The sequence below is a fragment of the Streptomyces sp. NPDC001493 genome (assembly GCF_053597235.1).
Genome location: NZ_JBSFHV010000002.1, coordinates 98,266 through 116,179, shown reverse-complemented (window position 1 = coordinate 116,179; position 17,914 = coordinate 98,266). Strand labels below are relative to the sequence as shown.

Here is a 17,914-nt window from a genome sequence, read left to right as displayed (position 1 = left end):
GGGTCCGGCGTGCGGCAGGTGTGTTCGGTGAGGGCGGGAGAGGACATGCCTCCTCCTCTTTCTTCGGTCGGACGGAGCTGTTCAGACGGTCGTGGACGTGGGCTTCTCGGCCCAGTGCACGCGGCTGCGACAGAGATGCCCGACGGCACCGCAGGTCGCGATCCCCAGCAGGAGGAAGGTGAGCGAGGAGCCGGCCAGCCGGTCGAACAGCGGCGTGAGCACGGGAGACAGGAGTGAGGCTGCCCCGGTGATCAGCCACATGAGGCCGGAGGCCCGTCCCAGCACGGCGCCGGGAAGGTACTTCACCCGCATCATCACGACCGTGCTCAGGACCGCGCCCTGGCCCAGGGCGCCGACGGCCATGGCGACCAGGAAGACGGGGAAGGACGGGGCCGCGGCCAGCAGCAGCAGCGAGCCGGCCCGTGCCGTCATCCCGAGGACCAGTGCTGTCCACGGGCGCAGTCGGGTCCTCTGCGCGACCAGCAGGTTGCCGGCGAGCATGCAGGCGTTCATGACGGTGAGAGCGAGACCGACCGCGTCCCCCGAAAGGTGCCAGCTTTTCCCCAGGGCGAACACCAGCAGTGAGTTGAGCCCAGCCCCGCAGGCGATGTTCAGGACCACCTGGACGACGAGCATCTCGCTCAGGCGACGGTCCTGCGTGACGGCCCGCCAGCCCTCGGACAGCTTCCACTGGGTGCCGGAGCCGCTCTGCCGTGCGGCCCGCGGGGGGTGCACGCCCAGAGCCCAGACGAGGATCGGTGCGAAGAAGGTCGCCAGGTTGAGCCACAGCAGCCCGGTGTACCCGATGAACGACAGGGAGGCGGTGACCACGAGCGGGCCGATCAGAGTGGTCGCGAAGAATCCACTGTTGAGCATGCCCCGGGCCCTGACGGGGAATTCGGGGAACATCCCGGGCACCCCGGTCATCCAGCCCGTGCGGTATGCCGCCGCTCCCACCGCGACGAGGAGCGCGCAGCCGAACAGCGCGGCTGTGGAGTCGACTCCCGCGAGCAGGAGCACGTTCATCCCGAGAGCGGCGGCGGCTTGGAGGAGCAGCCCGGGTACGACGAGTACGCGGGGGCCCCACCGGTCGGCCAGCGTGCCCAGCGAGGGTGCCAGAAGCATCGCTATCGGTACGGCTGCGGCCAGCAGGGACATCACGCTCAGTGCGCCGGTGAGCCGGTACGCCAGCAGCGGCAGGGCCGTCGCGTACACGGATTCACCGATGTTGTTGACCAGATTCCCGGCGGCGAACACGCGGAATCGCGTGTTCCGAAGGGGTGACGGCTCGGTGACGACGTTCTCGGCCGGGGCCCCGGCGCGTGTCGGGCCCGGTGAGGCCCCGGCTCGGCTCATGCCCGCGCCGCCGTACCGGTCGCGTTGGGGTAGTCGCCGCCGCCGTCGGAGAGCCACAGATCACGGACGTTGCTCAGCACGCTCTCCGGGCGGCCCCGGTCCAAGCGCAGGAGCCGGACGTAGCCGCCGCGACCGCCCACCGCGATGTACGCGGTTCCGTCCTTTCCCCGGAGAGCCGCCAGGCCCTTCGGGAAATCGGGCAAATCCTCAAGCAGACCCAGGAGTTCACCGGTGGCGTGGTCGTAGGCCGCGATCTGGAGACCGTAGGTGACGGCACACAGCACACCGTCGATGACGACGCAGTTCTCGCCGGTGTTGTCGAGCAGTTCGGTGAAACGCTGATCGAACGTGTCGTGGCCGACCCGGAACTCCTTGAAGCCCCCGCCACCGGTGGCGATCACACGGTCGCCCTCGACCAGGAGCCGTTTGGGGTAGCTCCCGAGCTCGGTGGTCCAGGTGACGGCGCCCGTCGCGTCGTAGGCGGCGAGCATGCCGTTGCGGGTGGCGAGCAGCCGGCGGCCGTCCTCCAGGTACGCCGATGCCCAGACGCTCGCGGGCAGATCCCCGACCCGGGAGATCTCCTCACCGGTGGAGACATCGAGTTCGATGCCGCCGGCGTTGCAGGCGACCAGAAGCCTGTTCCCGTCGGGCGACAGCGCGAGAGTGTGCACGATCCCGGGGAGTTCCCGGTCCCACACCGTCCGTCCGTCCGGTCCCGTGCGGCGTACGGACGTGGGCCAGCAGATGCCCGCCCAGCCGCCGTCGGCGAGAGGCAGGGCGCGCCGTGTGAAGCCGAGTCCGGTGTTCTCCGTACGGTCCGTCACCAGTGCGGGCTGGCCGGGGACCGTTTCCACGAGCCGCAACCGCGCCGTGCCGCTGTCGGTCGCGGCCAGCAGCGAGTCCTCGTGTTCCGGCACGGGCTGGAGATCCCAGACGCACTGCCGGAGATGGCCGAGGCGACCGGTCACGGTGCCGTCGGCTTCGAGGGCGGTGACCTCGCCGTCCTGGGTGAGGGTGTAGACGCTGCCGTCCTCGGCGACGGTCAGGTCGATGATCTGGTGGCTGAATCCGCCCACCCGGGCCGCGAGGCTGAGTTCGGCGCCGGTGTTGTCGAAGAGAAGCAGCTCGCCGTCGAAGCCCCCGCTGTAGGCGGTGCGGAAGTCGGGGGAGAAGGCGAGTCCCTCCACGTCGTTGCGGGCGAAGTCGAGCCGCCCGGTCACGGTCCCGTCGAGGTCGAGGGTCACGACCCCGTTGGATATGTTCCTCGTTTCGCCCAGGCCCGCGTCGCCGATCGCCCAGAAGCGGTGGTGCCGGGCGTCGTACACGACGCGGTGGACGTTGGACGCGTCGACCTGGACGACGGTGGGGAAGTCCAGATCCTCCAACGAACCCAGATGGATGCGGCCCGACCGGTCGGAGACCGCGTGGACGCCCGGTGCGTCGGTGCAGAACCACTCCAGCATGTCGTATCCGTGCGGCCAGGGGACGATCCGGTCCACCGTGAAGCTGTCGAGGTCGACGACGACGAGCTGGAAGTATCCGTTGTTCAGGTACGCCTTGCCGTTCCACACGCCGATGCCGCGCAGCATGGTGGGCGCCGGCTGTTCCCCGTCGAGCAGCAGGGAGTGCGCTGCGGTGGCCGCGGCCGTCAGGCGGTCGACGAGCCGCAGTGTGGGCGCGTGCCAGCGCGAGAGGGTTCCCGCCTTGTCACGCGTGATGATCCAGTCCTCGTGGAAGGCGAGGGCGTAGACAGGGTCGCCCGCCGGGTCCTGCGCAGGTGTGGAGGCGTGGGACGAGACAAGGACGTTGAGATCCTGGTCGAGCCAGTGCAGACCACCTCGGACATCGGCGGCCAGGAGGCGTCCCCCGGGCCTGCTGACGATACGGGTCAGGCGATCGATTCTCGCCATCGGAATCCTCCTGGAGGAAATTGGGCCACCCCCCTTCCGGGGGAAGGTGGCTCCTTCCCCCGGAAGGGGAACTGCGGGTATGTCCATCTGACCGGTTGCCCTCTGGGGGCCGTGGATCAGATCTCGTTGCGGGTGATGCGGCGAACGACCTTGGTCATGGGAAACACCTCCTCTCCGTTTCGTGTCCGGCCTCCGGGGGCCGTGGATCAGATCTCGTTGCGGGTGATGCGGCGAACGACCTTGGTCATGGAGAACACCTCCTCTCCGTTTTGTGTCCGGCCTCCGGGGGCCGTGGATCAGATCTCGTTGCGGGTGATGCGGCGAACGACCTTCGTCATGGGAATCACCTCCCCTCGGAGTCGGGAGACAGGTCGATACGGCACGCGAGAACGCGTGCCCCACAGGAAAGTTCTTGGGCGCCAGGACGCGGACGGTCAGTTGGCCGGACTCAGCCGGGTGCCGATCGCCGGATCCGGGAGACAGGCACCGAGGGTCGCGTCGACGAGACCGTCGATGGCGGAGGCCAGGGCGGGTTCCGTGTACAGGCCGCCCCTGCCCAGCCGCTGCTCGGCATTGCCGATGGCCACGCGCGGATGCTCGATCACTTCGGATCCGGCGCGCTCGAGCACGGCACAGAGACCCGGCTGAGCGTCCGCCGCTCCGTACCTGCCGGTGGACGCGGAGAGCACCGCGACCGGCAGCCCGGTCAGTGCGCTCGCACCCCATGGACGGGAGAGCCAGTCGAGAGCGTTCTTGAGTACGCCCGACACCATGCCGTTGTACGAGGGAGTGGCGATGATCAAGGCATCCGCGCCGGCAACAAGTACGCGAGCGGCCATCACCGCCTCGGGTGCGCCTTCCTCGTCGGCGTCCTGGTCGTAGAAGGGGAGCCCCGCCACGTCCAGGAAGGGCGTCTCGATTCCCCTCTCACGCCGTTCGACGGCCGCCCGCACGGTGGCGAGGGCGGCCGAGGTGACGGAGTGGCGTCGTACGCTGCCCGGCACGAGCACGATTCTGGTCACGTTCCGCTCCTTCTCGCCGGAAGGCCGCGCTCTTGCCTGGCGGGCTCGGCGTTCGTCCTTCGTCGTGCCCATAAGGTCGCGCAACGGGTTCCCGCTGTGTTCCCGAGGAGTTCCCCTCCCGAGGAAGCCCTGGCCGGGGACCGGACGCGACGGCGCTCGCTCGGACGTGGATGCCGCAGGAACTGTTGGAGGAGCCCCACCTGCCCTCAAGGCACCCAGCGGCAGAGGGGTTCTGGATGCACCCACATCCTCGCGATGTACGGAGAGGACGCCGGAGCCGGAGCCGGAGCCGGAGCCGACCCGGGCCGGAGCCGACCCGGGCCGGGGTGGCCGGCTGGAAGACCCCGACCGTGATCTTCTCCCGGTTTTCTCCCGAAGGATCTCCGGAAACGCAGGAAGGGCCTGATCCTCAGAGAGGATCAGGCCCTTGACCTGGTGTTTCAGCTGTCGGGGTGGCGGGATTTGAACCCACGACCTCTTCGTCCCGAACGAAGCGCGCTGCCAAGCTGCGCTACACCCCGATGTCCACCGGTCTCCCGGCGACATCGATAACTCTAGCCCACCCGCGCCCGGAGGCGAAATCCGGTTACCGGCGGGGCCCGGTCCGCTGTCGGAGCCGGCGCCTGGGGCGGGGGCGCACGTGGTCCAGGGCGATGAGCAGGGAGGCGAGGACGACGAGGAGCAGGGAGAGGGCGAAGGCGTGGGCGAGGACCTCCGAAAATCCGTAGGTGTCCACGTCGAGGAAGGGGTACGGGTAGCGGGGGCCGGCGTCGGGGGAGAGCAGGGTCCCCCGGGCCAGGACGAAGCCCAGGTAGGCCAGGGCGCAGAACATCCAGAGCGGCAGGAAGCGCAGGCGCAGCGTCCGGGCCGGGGTCAGCAGGAGCCAGTCCAGGGTCACGGCCACGGGCAGGACCGTGTGCAGCAGCTGCTCCGAGACGGCGCGGGCGCCCGTGGCCGGGGCGGCGGGGGTGCCGGCGGCGGAGTAGCCGAAGCTGTTGTCGGTCAGGATCAGGTGGTACGCCAGGCCGATGATCACCGCGACGAGGAGCACGCCGCCCGTCAGGTGCGGGGCCGCAGGTCCCCGGCCGGTCCAGGAACGGAACGCGGACCAGCCGAAGACCCCGGCGGTCAGGAGGTTCGCCTGGAAGGTGAACCGGCTCAGCAGTTCCAGCGGTGCACCGGTGGTCGCCAGCTCGATCGTGAGGCCGCAGATGGCCGCCGCGCACACCAGCGCCCGGAGCACGGCGGCGGTACGGCGTGGGGTGCGGGCGCCCCGCAGGAACGCGTCCTCGGCCCGGGGCCTGGGCAGCGTCGCGGTTTTCGGGGCGGCGGTCATGGTCCTCACCGTAAAGGCGAGGTTCCCGGCCCGCGATTCATCCGTGGCGGATGGGCCCCGGGCCCATCCGCCACGGATGAATCGTGCCTCAGGCCGAATCGGGCCCCGTGCCTCAGGCCCGCGCGGTCAGCGTGAGCAGAGTCGCTTCCGGCGGGCAGGCGAAGCGGACCGGGGTGTAGCGGTTCGTACCGCAGCCGGCCGAGACGTGGAGGTAGGACCGGTTGCCGTCGGCCGTGTGGCTGGAGAGGCCCTTCACCCGGTCCGTGTCCAGGTCGCAGTTGGTGACCAGTGCGCCGTAGAAGGGGATGCAGAGCTGTCCGCCGTGCGTGTGACCGGCGAGGATCAGCGGGTAGCCGTCCCTCGTGAACGCGTCGAGCGAGCGCAGGTAGGGGGCGTGGACCACGCCGATGGAGAGGTCGGCGCCCGTCTCGGGGCCGCCGGAGACCTCGGCGTACCGGTCACGCTTGATGTGGGGGTCGTCCAGGCCGGTGAACGCGATGTCCAGGCCGTCGAGCTTCAGCCGGCCCCGGGTGTTGGAGAGGCCGATCCACCCCGCGTCGTCGAAGGCGTCGCGCATCGGCTCCCACGGGTTGTGGACCACGTTCACCGCCGGGGCGTTCCCGTTGAGCCCGTGCTTGCCCGCCGCCTTCTCCTTGAGGTAGCGCACCGGGTTGCGGAGCTTGGGGCCGTAGTAGTCGTTCGAGCCGAAGACGTACACGCCGGGGAGCTCCATGAGGGGCCCCAGCGCGTCCAGCAGCTCGGGCACCGCCTCGGGGTCCGAGAGGTTGTCGCCCGTGTTGACGACGAAGTCCGGGCGGAGCCCTGCCAGGGACTGGAGCCAGGCGCGCTTCTTGCGCTGGCCGCTGACCATGTGGACGTCCGAGATCTGGAGTACGCGCAACGGGCGTGCCCCGGGCGGGAGTACCGGGACGGTCACCCGGCGGAGACGGAACGAGCGGGCCTCGAATCCTGCGGCGTAGGCGAGGCCGGCGACGCCGACCGCCGCACCGGCCGCGGCGACTTTCAGGGGAACTCCGTAGCGTGCGCGCATGCGCCCATCGTCGCAGACCCGGCCCGGGCGGGGTCCGGCGGCGGCGGGAAAACAAACGGGCGTCCGGGACCGCGTACCTGACACAATCAAGTCATGACCACGCTCAAGTCCAAGCTCAAGGAAGACCTCACCACCGCCATGAAGGCGCGCGACGAGCTGACCTCGTCCACCCTTCGGCTGACCCTCACCGCGATCACCAAGGAGGAGGTGAGCGGGAAGACCGCTCGCGAACTCTCCGACGACGAGGTGCAGAAGGTCATCGCCAAGGAGGCGAAGAAGCGCCGTGAGGCGGCGGAGGCGTTCGCCCAGGGCGGCCGGACAGAGCAGGCCGAGCGGGAGAAGGCCGAGGGCGAGCTGCTCGACGCCTACCTGCCCAAGCAGCTCTCCGACGAGGAGCTCGACGCGATCGTCGTCTCCGCCGTGGAGGAGGCGAAGGCCGCCGGTGCCGAGGGCCCGCGCGCCATGGGCGCCGTGATGAAGATCGTCAGCCCGAAGGTCGCCGGTCTCGCCGAGGGCGGCCGGGTCGCCGCCGCGGTGAAGAAGTCCCTCGCGGGCTGAGGCCCTGAGGGCTGGGTCCCGAACGCATGAAAAAGGTGGGGCGCCCCGGTCAACGGGGGCGCCCCACCTTCACGTCCGACGTTCGGCCCGTCCGTCAGGGGCCGTTGCCGCCGCCGTCCTGGCCGCCGTGCCGGCCGCCGCCCTGGTTGCCGCCGAAGAGGTCCGGCAGGGTGGGCGTCGGGGTGGAGCCGGCGTCGCCGGTGTCGTCACCTTCGTCGCCCTCGCCGTCGCGCCCCTTGTTCTTGTCCTTGTCGCCCTTCTCCTCGCCCCTGGGGACGGAGACGGTGTTGAAGGACGGGGTCTCGCCGGCGTCGAGGGCGCCGGTCATAGCGATCTTCCAGATCGGGCCGGGCAGACAGCCACCACAGACCTTGTCGTAGTACTGTCCGCCGATGTTGATGTTGTACATCGGCAGCTTCTTGCCGATGTCGGCACCGACCCAGACGGCCGTGGAGAGGTTCGGCGTGTAGCCGACGAACCAGGCGTCCACGCGCTCGTTCGTCGTACCGGTCTTGCCGGCGTTGTCGCGGTCGCTCAGACCGGCGGCCGTACCGGTGCCGTCCTCGACCACGCCCTTCAGCATCTGGTTGATCGTGTCCGCGGTCTTCTCGCTCATCGCCCGCGAGCAGTCCGACTTCGGCACGGCGAGCTTCTTGCCATTGGCGTCGGTGATCGACTGGATGGCGATCGGGGTGCAGTAAGTGCCGCGGTTGGCGAAGGTCGCGTAGGTGGCGGCCATGCCGAGCGGGGTGCTCTCGGCACCGCCGAGGGTGATGGAGGGGTCTTCGCCGAGGGGCTTGCCGTCACCACGGGCGTAACCGACCTTCTTCGCCATCTGGACGGTGTCGCAGAGGCCCGCCTTCTGCTCCAGCTTCGCGAAGTAGGTGTTGATGGACTTGCCGAGGGCGCTGGTCATGTCCCAGGTGCCCTTCTCCTCGTCCGTCTCGTTCCCCACGAGCCAGTCCTTGTCCATCGCGATGGCGCCCGAACAGGTGGTGAAGGACTGCTGCGGCAGCGTGATCTCGTGATCCGTGGTGAAGGACTGGGCCGGGCTGATGCCCTTCTCCAGAGCCGCCGCCGCGGTGATCGGCTTGAAGGTCGAGCCGACCTGGAAGCCGTAGGTGGAGCCGCCCATCGCGGAGCCGACGGCGAGGTTGAGGACCGTCTGGTTCTTCTTCTGGTCCAGGCCGTAGGGGCGGGACTGGGCCATCGAGAGGATCTTGCCGGTGCCGGGCTCGACCTGGACCACCGAGGCGGCGACCTTGTCGTCCTTGTTGACCTTGGCGACGGAGGCCTCGTCGGCGGCCTGCTGGGCGCGCGGCGAGAGCGTGGTCTTGATGGTCAGACCGCCGAGGTTCCAGAGCTTCGACCGGTCCTCGCTCGTCTTGCCGAAGGCGGGGTCGTTGAGGATGACCTTGCGTACGTAGTCGCAGAAGAAGCCGGCGCCGCTGACGGCGGTGATGCAGCCGTTCTGCGGAGTCTTGACCTTCAGCTTGATCGGGGCGGCCATCGCCTTGTCGGCGTCGGCCTGCGAGATGCTGCCGGTCGCCGCCATGCGCGCGAGGACCGTGTTGCGGCGCTTGGTCGCCTCCTCCTCGTCGTTCACGGGGTCGTACCGGGTCGGCGACTGGACGATGCCGGCGAGCAGCGCGGCCTCGTCCAGGGTCAGGTCCTTGGCGTGCTTGGAGAAGTACCGCTGGGAGGCGGCCTCCACGCCGTAGGCCTGCTGACCGAAGAACGTGATGTTGAGGTAGTTCTCGAGGATCTTCTTCTTGCCGAGCTCCTCTTCGACCTGGATCGCGTACTTCAGCTCACGGACCTTGCGGCCCAGGGTCTGCTGGGTGGCCTCGGCGACCTTCTCCGGGTCGTCGCCCGCTTCCTCGACGAACACGTTCTTCACGTACTGCTGGGTGAGGGTCGACGCGCCTTCCGCCGTCCCGCCCGACTGCACGTTGCGGTTCATCGCGCGCAGGATGCCCTTGAGGTCGACCGCCCCGTGTTCGTAGAAGCGCGAGTCCTCGATCGCGACGATCGCGTTCTGCATGTACGGGGAGATGTCCTTGAGCGGTACGACGGTGCGGTCGCGCGAGTACACCGTCGCGATGGCGCCCCCGTCGGCGTCCAGGATCGTGGTGCGCTGGCTGAGCGGTGGAGTCTTGAGGTTGGCGGGGATCTCGTCGAATCCCTCGACCGTCCCCTTGGCGGCGAGGCCCAGTGCGCCCGCGGCAGGCAGTGCGATGCCCGCCAGCACGGCTCCGGAGAGCGCGGCGACACCGAGGAACTTGGCGGCCTGCTGGGTCGTGGTGAGACCCCCGCCCGAGCGCTTTTTTGGCATGAGGGCAGCCTAATCCGTATCCCTGTACGTTCCGATGGAGCAGGCTCCGCTCGGGATGTTCAGGTACCAACCCGTTACGAGACGCGGGTTTGAAAGCCGAATCCAGCACGTCACAGGGGTGCGGACCGATCGGCGGCGCCTGCGGGCGCACCGGGGCGCGGATGTCCCGGCGCAGGCGTGCGCCGGCGTGACGGCACGGCGCAGTGGCTACGTTGTCATTCGCCGGACACGCGCGCATCCCTTGGCCTAAGCTGCACTCAACTGTCACAGCAGTCCGGCTTTGTATCAACCCCCACGCACACGCCGTATGCATCCCCCAGCTCGGCGTTCGTGCAGAGGACCGCACACACGGCGTCCCCGAAAACGCCTGGTGTGTCATGGAACGTCCCTTGCAACTCGGGTGTACCGTCCCCTTTTTGCATGGTTCGTCTCCCATGTCCTCGCATCACTCCCCTGGGTGATCTGCCGCATACGCATAGTCCGTTCGGGCCATTCAAGATTGGGCCCGAAGGGGGTGTTGTGCTCGGGGCCGCTTCCGTAACGTCCTCAACTGGCAGCGGTGAATATGCCTCTGCCGCCGTGGGGGAGCCTCAATTCGGGAGAGGACGGCGCCGGCATGGGCTGGGTAACCGACTGGAGTGCGCAGGCAGCCTGCCGCACTACCGATCCGGACGAGCTGTTCGTACAAGGGGCAGCGCAGAACAGGGCCAAGGCGGTGTGCACCGGATGTCCGGTGCGGACGGAGTGCCTGGCCGACGCGCTCGACAATCACGTCGAGTTCGGCGTGTGGGGCGGGATGACGGAACGGGAGCGCCGCGCACTGCTGCGCCGCCGCCCCACCGTCACGTCCTGGCGGCGACTGCTGGAGACCGCGCGCAGCGAGTACGAGCGGTCCACGGGCATGCTGCCCGGAGTCATCGACATGGACGACGACGACTTCCAGGAGACGTACGCCGCAGTGGGGTGACTCTCCACGAGACGCGCGCCGCGACGGGGTAACTCTCCGCGTCCGCAGCCGGGTTGGACCGGCGGGGCGGCTGAGGGCCCCGGTCGTCGATGTCCCCGTACGGAGTCGCGCGAACGCGCCGTACGGGGAATGTCCCGGGCGAACCGGGGCCGCACCACGGTCCGGCGTGCCCGCACTCCGCGGGCGGTCGAGGACCGGCCGACGGAGCCGGAGCCCTCAGGCCGCCCCGGCGGGACCGTGGCCGGCCGCGCCCGCGGCGAGGCGTTCGCCCACGGTGCGCAGTCCCGCCAGATCGTGCACGTCGCCCGGCAGTGCGGCCACCTCGGTCACCAGGACCTCGGGGTGGGCCGCGGTGAAGTGCTCGCGGGTACGCCGCTCGCGGGCGACGACCTGCATGCGTTCGGCGTGCAGGCGCAGCAGTCCCTCGGTGAGTTCTTCGATCGCGACCACGGGGACCGCCGGTGTGCCGTCGGTGCCGACGGGGGTGGGGGACTCAGCGGTTTCGGGGGATGCCTCGGGAGGGAGAGCTACCGCCGGGTCACGAAGTCCAGTCTTCCCGGGAGCCCTGTCCACCATGCCCTCCGCCTCAAGATTTTCGGCGGCGGCGAGCGCCTGTTCGGCGGTCAGGCGCGCGGCCTCGCTGCCGTGCGCCCGGTTCAGCACCAGCCCCGCCAGCGGCATCCGCTCCGCCGCCAGCCGTTCCACGAAGTACGCCGCCTCGCGCAGCGCGTCCCGCTCCGGCGTCGCGACCACCAGGAACGCCGTCCCCGGGGCCTGGAGCAGCTGGTACGTGGCGTCCGCCCGGGTGCGGAACCCGCCGAACATCGAGTCCATGGCGGCCACGAAGGTCTGCACGTCCCGGAGGAACTGGCCGCCCAGCAGCTTGCCGAGGGTGCCCGTCATCATCGACATGCCCACGTTGAGGAACTTCATCCCGGCCCGGCCGCCCATCTTCGCGGGCGCCATCAGCAGCCGGATGAACTTGCCGTCGAGGAACGACCCGAGCCGCTTCGGCGCGTCCAGGAAGTCCAGCGCGGAACGCGAGGGCGGGGTGTCGACGATGATCAGGTCCCACTCGTCGCGCGCCCTCAGCTGCCCGAGCTTCTCCATCGCCATGTACTCCTGCGTGCCCGCGAAGCCGGCCGACAGGGACTGGTAGAAGGGGTTCTCCAGGATGGCGCGGGCCCGCTCGGGATCCGCGTGCGCCTCGACCGTCTCGTCGAAGGTCCGCTTCATGTCGAGCATCATGGCGTGCAGTTCGCCCTCGCCCGCGATGTCCTCGACCCGGCGCGGGACGTTGTCGAGCCGGTCGATGCCCATGGACTGGGCGAGCCTGCGCGCGGGGTCGATGGTGAGGACGACCACCTTGCGTCCGCGCTCCGCCGCCCGTACTCCGAGCGCCGCGGCCGTGGTCGTCTTGCCGACCCCGCCGGAGCCGCAGCACACCACGATCCGGATGCCGGGGTCGTCGAGCAGCGCGTCGGTGTCGAGGCCCGGCGCGCGCACGGGGTCCGTACCGTCCGCCGTCTCCGTACCGTCCACCGTTGCCCTGCCGCCCTCGACCTCGGTGCCGGACGCGGTGCCGGACGCCCGTGTCATGACGCCTCCTCTTCCCCTGCGCCCTGTTTACGGAGCTCCCCGGCCAGGACGTGCAGCGCGGCGAGGTCGATGCCCTCGCCCATCAGCGGCAGCTCGTCCGTGGGCAGCCCGAGCCCGGCCAGTACGGCCCGCTGCTCGCGTTCCAGGCGGACCCGCTGCGCGTGCTCGGCCGCCTGCGCGATCAGCGGGCGGACCAGGGCCGCCGAACCGGTCACGCCCGCCCGGGTCAGGGTCTTCGCGATCTCCTTGCGGCGCGCGCCCGACGCGGTGCGCAGCGCCTCCTCGTCCAGCAGGTGGGGGCGGACCATGTTGACGATCACCCGGCCCACCGGGAGCTGGGCGGCGCGCAGTTCCCGGATGCCGTCCGCGGTCTCCTGCACCGGCATCTCCTCCAGCAGGGTCACCAGATGGACCGCGGTGTCGGGGGACTTGAGGACCCGCATCACGGACTGCGCCTGGTGGTGTATCGGGCCGATCCGGGCCAGCCCGGCCACCTCGTCGTTGACGTTGAGGAAGCGGGTGATCCGGCCGGTGGGCGGCGCGTCCATGATCACGTGGTCGTAGACGAAACGACCCTGCTTGTCCTTACGGCGCACGGCCTCGCACGCCTTGCCGGTCAGCAGGACGTCCCGGACCCCGGGCGCGATGGTGGTGGCGAAGTCGATCGCGCCGAGTTTCTTGAGCGCCCGGCCCGCGCTGCCGAGCTTGTAGAACATCTGGAGGTAGTCGAGGAGCGCCTGCTCGGCGTCGATGGCCAGGGCGAACACCTCGCCGCCGCCCGGCACGTCGGCGATCCTGCGCTCCTCGTAGGGTGAGGCGCCCGCGCCGAAGAGCTCGGCGATGCCGCCGCGGCCCTCCACCTCGACGAGAAGGGTGCGCCGGCCCTCGGCCGCGAGGGCGAGCGCGAGGGCGGCGGCCACCGTGGTCTTACCGGTGCCGCCCTTGCCGCTGACGACCTGGAACCTGCTCACGCTTCGAGCCTAACCAGTAGGTCGCCGGCCTACGCACGGGAGCGCCCGTGCCAGGCATTACAGTCGGGCCATGACCAAGTGGGAATACGCGACCGTGCCGCTCCTCGTGCACGCGACCAAGCAGATTCTGGACACCTGGGGCGAGGACGGCTGGGAGCTGGTCCAGGTCGTGCCCGGGCCGAACAACCCCGAGCAGCTCGTGGCCTACCTGAAGCGGGAGAAGGCGTAATGGCCGGTACCGTCGAGGCGCGGATCGCCGAGCGCGGACTCACCCTGCCCGACGTCGTACCGCCGCTGGCCGTTTACCAGCCGGCCGTGCGGTCCGGTGCGTACGTCTACACCTCGGGCCAGCTGCCGATGGTCGAGGGCCGGCTCGGTGTGACCGGCAAGGTCGGCGGCGAGGTGACGGCCGAGGAGGCCAAGGACCTCGCCCGGGTCTGCGCCCTCAACGCCCTCGCGGCCGTGAAGTCGGTCGTCGGTGACCTGGACCGGATCGCCCGGGTCGTCAAGGTCGTCGGATTCGTGGCCTCCGCCCCCGACTTCACCGGACAGCCCGGCGTGATCAACGGCGCCAGCGAGCTGCTCGGCGAGGTGCTCGGCGACAAGGGCGTGCACGCCCGCAGCGCCGTCGGTGTCGCGGTCCTGCCGCTGGACGCACCGGTCGAGGTCGAGATCCAGGTCGAGCTGATCGACGCCTGACCGTACGCACGTGTTCCTCGTCCCGTCCGGCCTTCTCGGCCGGGCGGGATATTTTTCGTACCAGCTGTTGATCTCACCAGCGGGGAACGTGCGTTCCCCCCTCGTACAAATCGGCCGATCCGGCTAGCCTCCGGCCATGTCCCAAGGTCAGTGGTACCCACCGGAATGGCCCGACCGGATCAGAGCCCTCGCCGCGGGCGAGCTGACGGCCGTGACCCCCCGGCGCGCCGCCACCGTGATGCTGCTGCGGGACTCCTCCGCCGCAGCCGATGCCGGACCGTCCGTCCACATGCTGCGGCGCCGTACCACCATGGCCTTCGCCGGAGGCGCGTACGCCTATCCGGGCGGCGGGGTCGACCCGCGCGACGACGACCACCTCGTCGGCTGGGCCGGACCCCCGCTGGAGAGCTGGGCCGCGCGACTGGGCGTCCCGAGCACGGCAGAGGCCCAGGCCATCGTGTGCGCGGCGGTCCGGGAGACCTTCGAGGAGGCGGGCGTACTCCTCGCGGGCCCCACCCCCGACACCGTCGTCGGCGACACCACCGGCCCGGACTGGGAGGCGGACCGCGCGGCACTCGTCGCCCGGGAGATCTCCTTCGCCGGGTTCCTGGAGCGGCGGCGGCTCGTGCTCCGCTCCGACCTGCTCGGCGCCTGGGCCCGCTGGATCACCCCCGAATTCGAGACCCGGCGCTACGACACCTGGTTCTTCGTCGCGGCGCTCCCGGAGGGCCAGCGCACCCGCAACGCCTCCACCGAGGCGGACCGCACCGTCTGGATCACCCCCGCCGACGCCACCGCCGGCCACGCCCGGGGCGAACTCCAGATGATGCCGCCCACCGTCACGACGCTGCGCTCGCTCCTGCCGTACCGGACGGCCGAAGAGGCGTTGAAGGCGGCAGGGACCCAGAACCTCGCCCCCGTCCTCGCACGGGCCCGGCTGGAGGGCGACCGGCTGGTGCTGATCTGGCCGGGACACGATGAATTCACCACGCCCGTCCCGCCCGCGGGACCCGGAGCCGGAGGAACAGCATGAGCGACGCCGCGCTTCTGCCCGGACAACCCCGCGGACAGGTCGTCTCCGGACCCGCCACCGCCCGCGCGGTCAACGTCCTGGCCCCCAACGCCTCCGCGATGACCCTGGACGGCACCAACACCTGGATCCTCGCCGAACCGGACTCGGATCTCGCGGTCGTCCTGGACCCGGGACCGCTCGACGACACCCATCTGCGCGCCGTGATCGACACCGCCGCCCGGGCCGGCCGGCGCATCGCGCTCACCCTGCTCACCCACGGCCACCCGGACCACGCCGAGGGCGCCGCGCGCTTCGCCGAGCTGACCCGTACGAAGGTGCGCGCGCTCGACCCGGCGCTCCGCCTCGGCGACGAGGGGCTGGCGGCGGGGGACGTCATCACCACCGGGGGACTCGAACTCCGGGTCGTCCCCACGCCCGGACACACGGCCGACTCGCTCTCCTTCCACCTGCCCGCGGACGGCGCGGTGCTCACCGGCGACACCATCCTCGGCCGCGGCACGACCGTCGTCGCGCATCCGGACGGGCGGCTCGGGGACTACCTCGACACCCTGCGGCGGCTGCGCTCGCTGACCACGGACGACGGCGTCCACACCGTCCTGCCCGGCCACGGGCCGGTACTGGAGGACGCCCAGGGCGCGGTGGAGTTCTACCTCGCGCACCGCGCGCACCGGCTGGCCCAGGTGGAGACGGCGGTGGAGTCCGGGCTGCTCACGCCGTCCGAGGTGGTGGCCCGGGTCTACGCGGACGTGGACCGGTCCCTGTGGCCGGCGGCGGAACTGTCCGTACGGGCCCAGCTGGAGTACCTGGCGGAGCACGGGCTGATCTGACCCGCGGTTCTGTTTCCGCCCCGAAGCGTCGCGCTTCCGCCCCGAAGGACCAGCCTCCGCCCTGAAGCTTCGCGCGCACCCGGGAACGCCGAGAGGCCCCGCCTGGCGGCAGGGCCTCTTCGTGCGTGTGCGGCGTCGCGGGTGCCCCGTGGGCTCAGCGCGTCACGTGCACCGCGTGGGGGCTCAGCGCGAGCGCTTCGCGAGCCGCTCGACGTCGAGCAGGATCACGGCGCGGGCCTCCAGGCGGAGCCAGCCACGGCCTGCGAAGTCCGCGAGCGCCTTGTTGACCGTCTCGCGGGAGGCGCCGACCAGCTGGGCCAGCTCCTCCTGGGTGAGGTCGTGGACGACGTGGATGCCTTCCTCGGACTGGACGCCGAAGCGGCGCGACAGGTCCAGGAGGGCGCGGGCGACACGGCCCGGCACGTCGGAGAAGACCAGGTCGGACATCTGGTCGTTGGTCTTGCGCAGGCGGCGGGCGACGGCGCGCAGCAGCGCGGTGGCGACCTCGGGGCGGGCGTTCAGCCAGGGCTGGAGGTCGCCGTGGCCGAGGCCGAGCAGCTTGACCTCGGTGAGCGCGGTCGCGGTGGCGGTGCGCGGACCCGGGTCGAACAGCGACAGCTCGCCGATCAGCTCCCCCGGGCCCAGGACGGCGAGCATGTTCTCGCGGCCGTCGGGGGACGTGCGGTGGAGCTTCACCTTGCCGTCGGTGACCACGTACAGGCGGTCGCCGGGGTCACCCTCGTGGAACAGCGCGTCTCCGCGCGCGAGGGTCACCTCACTCATCGAGGCGCGGAGTTCCGCGGCCTGCTCGTCATCGAGCGCCGCGAAAAGCGGGGCGCGTCGTAGAACGTCGTCCACGAGATCTCTCCTTGTCGGCCTGTTCAGGGAACCGTGGTCCCCATCATGCCGGACGGTAAAACAGTGCGATCAATCACAAACCAGTTTGACGCACGAGTCGCCCGGTTCGTACGGCAGGGGGCCGATCGGGGGTGGAATCCCGCTGACAGGGGCGAATCCACGGGCCGGGCCCCTGGCCGACGACGGCAGAGCCCGGGACGGCACCTCGCGGCATCGTCGGCCACCCGGGTGCATGTCGTCGGGCCACCGGTGCACATCCGGTACGCGGGTGGTCCTCGGCCTCGCGCTGCGCCGCACCGGACACCGCCCGCCGATCCGACGCGAATTGTCGGTCACGGCCTAGGCTGACCGGGTGTCCGGAAAGCTGCTGGGAGCGAAGGGCGAGGGGGCCGTCTAGGTGTCGGAGAAGCAGGATTCAGCTGTGGGCGAACAAGGCTCGGGGGTGCCGCGGAAGGCCCGTTCACGGACGAAGCCGGCCGGCGCGTCGAAGACCGTACCGGCGAAGCCGGCCAAGCCGGAGTCGCATCTCGCGATGGTCCGCCGCGCCCGCCGGATCAACCGCGAACTGGCCGAGGTCTACCCGTACGCCCATCCGGAACTCGACTTCCGCAACCCCTTCGAACTCCTCGTCGCCACCGTTCTCTCCGCGCAGACCACCGACCTGAGGGTCAACCAGACCACCCCGGCGCTCTTCGCCGCCTACCCCACCCCCGAGGACATGGCCGCGGCCGTCCCGGAGGACATGGAGGAGCTGATCCGGCCGACCGGGTTCTTCCGGGCGAAGACCAGGTCGCTCCTCGGCCTCTCGGCCGCGCTCCGGGACAACTTCGGCGGCGAGGTGCCCGGCCGGCTCGAGGACCTCGTGACCCTGCCCGGCGTCGGCCGCAAGACGGCCAACGTGGTCCTCGGCAACGCTTTCGGAGTCCCGGGAATCACGGTCGACACCCACTTCGGCCGGCTGGTGCGGCGCTGGAAGTGGACCGACGAGGAGGACCCGGTGAAGGTCGAGGCCGTGGTCGCCGGGATCTTCCCCAAGAGCGAGTGGACGATGCTCTCCCACCGGGTCGTCTTCCACGGCCGCCGGATCTGCCACTCCCGCAAGCCCGCCTGCGGCGCGTGCCCGATCGCGCCGCTCTGCCCCTCGTACGGAGAGGGGGAGACGGACCCCGAGAAGGCCAGGAAGCTGCTGAAGTACGAGAAGGGCGGCTATCCGGGACAGCGCCTCAGCCCGCCCGCCGACTACCCGGGCGACCCCGCGCCGGGCCTGGGCGAGCGCGAGGCCGCCGCGCAGGAGGCCGCCCTGGTGACCGCGCTGGAGGACGGAGCCGGGGGCGCGGGCTCCACGGGTGCGCCGGGCCGCAAGGCATCGCCGGGCGGCAGGGCCGCGCGTGG

General features: G+C 70.6%; 15 protein-coding genes, 1 tRNA gene and 1 pseudogene. 7 read left to right on the top strand and 10 right to left on the bottom strand.

Annotation, left to right across the window (positions count from 1 at the left end; genetic code table 11):
* Positions 1–81 precede the first annotated feature (81 nt).
* The 6 genes from ACWCWD_RS03050 to ACWCWD_RS03025 form a co-directional block, all read right to left on the bottom strand.
* Positions 82–1,356, bottom strand: coding sequence for an MFS transporter (locus ACWCWD_RS03050; RefSeq protein WP_450769796.1), 1,275 nt, complete (start codon positions 1,354–1,356; stop codon positions 82–84).
* Entirely contained in the window at positions 1,353–3,266 is a 1,914-nt protein-coding gene (locus ACWCWD_RS03045; protein ID WP_450769795.1) for a WD40 repeat domain-containing protein, read from the bottom strand. Before ACWCWD_RS03045 ends, ACWCWD_RS03050 begins: the two co-directional genes overlap by 4 nt.
* A gap of 434 nt (positions 3,267–3,700) precedes the next feature.
* Positions 3,701–4,288: an NADPH-dependent FMN reductase gene (locus ACWCWD_RS03040; RefSeq protein WP_450769794.1), complete on the bottom strand. Its 588-nt coding sequence runs from the start codon at positions 4,286–4,288 to the stop codon at positions 3,701–3,703.
* A gap of 447 nt (positions 4,289–4,735) precedes the next feature.
* A tRNA-Pro gene (locus tag ACWCWD_RS03035) sits at positions 4,736–4,809 on the bottom strand.
* Positions 4,810–4,874: 65 nt separating this feature from the next.
* Entirely contained in the window at positions 4,875–5,624 is a 750-nt protein-coding gene (locus ACWCWD_RS03030) for a Pr6Pr family membrane protein (RefSeq protein WP_450769793.1), read from the bottom strand.
* A gap of 112 nt (positions 5,625–5,736) precedes the next feature.
* Positions 5,737–6,675, bottom strand: coding sequence for a metallophosphoesterase (locus ACWCWD_RS03025; RefSeq protein ID WP_450769792.1), 939 nt, complete (start codon positions 6,673–6,675; stop codon positions 5,737–5,739).
* Between the two features lie 93 nt (positions 6,676–6,768).
* Here ACWCWD_RS03025 and ACWCWD_RS03020 point away from each other — a divergent pair, with 93 nt between their 5' ends.
* A complete protein-coding gene (locus ACWCWD_RS03020) occupies positions 6,769–7,233 on the top strand; it encodes a GatB/YqeY domain-containing protein (RefSeq protein ID WP_266707137.1) in 465 nt (154 codons plus the stop codon).
* Between the two features lie 94 nt (positions 7,234–7,327).
* Here the strand turns inward: ACWCWD_RS03020 and ACWCWD_RS03015 are convergent, their stop codons facing one another.
* The gene (locus ACWCWD_RS03015) at positions 7,328–9,568 is read right to left on the bottom strand and encodes a transglycosylase domain-containing protein (protein ID WP_450769790.1); all 2,241 of its coding nucleotides are present in this window, start codon (positions 9,566–9,568) and stop codon (positions 7,328–7,330) included.
* 616 nt (positions 9,569–10,184) lie between these two features.
* Here ACWCWD_RS03015 and ACWCWD_RS03010 point away from each other — a divergent pair.
* Entirely contained in the window at positions 10,185–10,535 is a 351-nt protein-coding gene (locus ACWCWD_RS03010; protein ID WP_327177088.1) for a WhiB family transcriptional regulator, read from the top strand.
* A 216-nt stretch (positions 10,536–10,751) separates the two neighbouring features.
* On the opposite strand, the gene ACWCWD_RS03005 is transcribed toward ACWCWD_RS03010, so the two are convergent.
* Both ACWCWD_RS03005 and ACWCWD_RS03000 read right to left on the bottom strand, forming a co-directional pair.
* Entirely contained in the window at positions 10,752–12,134 is a 1,383-nt protein-coding gene (locus tag ACWCWD_RS03005; protein WP_450769788.1) for an ArsA family ATPase, read from the bottom strand.
* Complete coding sequence (locus tag ACWCWD_RS03000) at positions 12,131–13,105, bottom strand: ArsA-related P-loop ATPase (protein WP_450769787.1); 975 nt, start codon at positions 13,103–13,105, stop codon at positions 12,131–12,133. Before ACWCWD_RS03000 ends, ACWCWD_RS03005 begins: the two co-directional genes overlap by 4 nt.
* A 70-nt stretch (positions 13,106–13,175) precedes the next feature.
* Between ACWCWD_RS03000 and ACWCWD_RS02995 the strand changes: the two genes are divergently transcribed.
* The 4 genes from ACWCWD_RS02995 (at position 13,176) to ACWCWD_RS02980 (ending at position 15,664) form a co-directional block, all read left to right on the top strand.
* Positions 13,176–13,334 (top strand): DUF4177 domain-containing protein, encoded by a 159-nt coding sequence (locus tag ACWCWD_RS02995; protein ID WP_003967454.1) that lies wholly within the window; start codon positions 13,176–13,178, stop codon positions 13,332–13,334.
* On the top strand, positions 13,334–13,804 hold the full coding sequence (locus ACWCWD_RS02990) for a RidA family protein (RefSeq protein WP_450769785.1): 471 nt from the start codon (positions 13,334–13,336) through the stop codon (positions 13,802–13,804). Before ACWCWD_RS02995 ends, ACWCWD_RS02990 begins: the two co-directional genes overlap by 1 nt.
* Before the next feature lie 136 nt (positions 13,805–13,940).
* Positions 13,941–14,837, top strand: coding sequence for an NUDIX hydrolase (locus tag ACWCWD_RS02985; RefSeq protein ID WP_450769783.1), 897 nt, complete (start codon positions 13,941–13,943; stop codon positions 14,835–14,837).
* Positions 14,834–15,664, top strand: a complete 831-nt coding sequence (locus ACWCWD_RS02980; protein ID WP_450769782.1) for an MBL fold metallo-hydrolase — start codon at positions 14,834–14,836, stop codon at positions 15,662–15,664. The genes ACWCWD_RS02985 and ACWCWD_RS02980 overlap by 4 nt, the downstream gene beginning before the upstream one ends.
* Positions 15,665–15,847: 183 nt before the next feature.
* On the opposite strand, the gene ACWCWD_RS02975 is transcribed toward ACWCWD_RS02980, so the two are convergent.
* Positions 15,848–16,522: a Crp/Fnr family transcriptional regulator gene (locus ACWCWD_RS02975; protein ID WP_150489041.1), complete on the bottom strand. Its 675-nt coding sequence runs from the start codon at positions 16,520–16,522 to the stop codon at positions 15,848–15,850.
* A 442-nt stretch (positions 16,523–16,964) separates the two neighbouring features.
* Here ACWCWD_RS02975 and nth point away from each other — a divergent pair.
* Positions 16,965–17,792: pseudogene (gene nth / locus ACWCWD_RS02970) on the top strand (endonuclease III); the annotation flags it as partial.
* Positions 17,793–17,914 lie beyond the last annotated feature (122 nt).

Bases quoted from the DNA above. Each gene is read 5' to 3' on its own strand.
- ACWCWD_RS03050 (WP_450769796.1), bottom strand. From the start codon at position 1,356: ATGAGCCGAGCCGGGGCCTCACCGGGCCCGACACGCGCCGGGGCCCCG.
- ACWCWD_RS03045 (WP_450769795.1), bottom strand. From the start codon at position 3,266: ATGGCGAGAATCGATCGCCTGACCCGTATCGTCAGCAGGCCCGGGGGA.
- ACWCWD_RS03030 (WP_450769793.1), bottom strand. From the start codon at position 5,624: ATGACCGCCGCCCCGAAAACCGCGACGCTGCCCAGGCCCCGGGCCGAG.
- ACWCWD_RS03025 (WP_450769792.1), bottom strand. From the start codon at position 6,675: ATGCGCGCACGCTACGGAGTTCCCCTGAAAGTCGCCGCGGCCGGTGCG.
- ACWCWD_RS03020 (WP_266707137.1), top strand. From the start codon at position 6,769: ATGACCACGCTCAAGTCCAAGCTCAAGGAAGACCTCACCACCGCCATG.
- ACWCWD_RS03015 (WP_450769790.1), bottom strand. From the start codon at position 9,568: ATGCCAAAAAAGCGCTCGGGCGGGGGTCTCACCACGACCCAGCAGGCC.
- ACWCWD_RS03010 (WP_327177088.1), top strand. From the start codon at position 10,185: ATGGGCTGGGTAACCGACTGGAGTGCGCAGGCAGCCTGCCGCACTACC.
- ACWCWD_RS03005 (WP_450769788.1), bottom strand. From the start codon at position 12,134: ATGACACGGGCGTCCGGCACCGCGTCCGGCACCGAGGTCGAGGGCGGC.
- ACWCWD_RS02995 (WP_003967454.1), top strand. From the start codon at position 13,176: ATGACCAAGTGGGAATACGCGACCGTGCCGCTCCTCGTGCACGCGACC.
- ACWCWD_RS02990 (WP_450769785.1), top strand. From the start codon at position 13,334: ATGGCCGGTACCGTCGAGGCGCGGATCGCCGAGCGCGGACTCACCCTG.
- ACWCWD_RS02985 (WP_450769783.1), top strand. From the start codon at position 13,941: ATGTCCCAAGGTCAGTGGTACCCACCGGAATGGCCCGACCGGATCAGA.
- ACWCWD_RS02980 (WP_450769782.1), top strand. From the start codon at position 14,834: ATGAGCGACGCCGCGCTTCTGCCCGGACAACCCCGCGGACAGGTCGTC.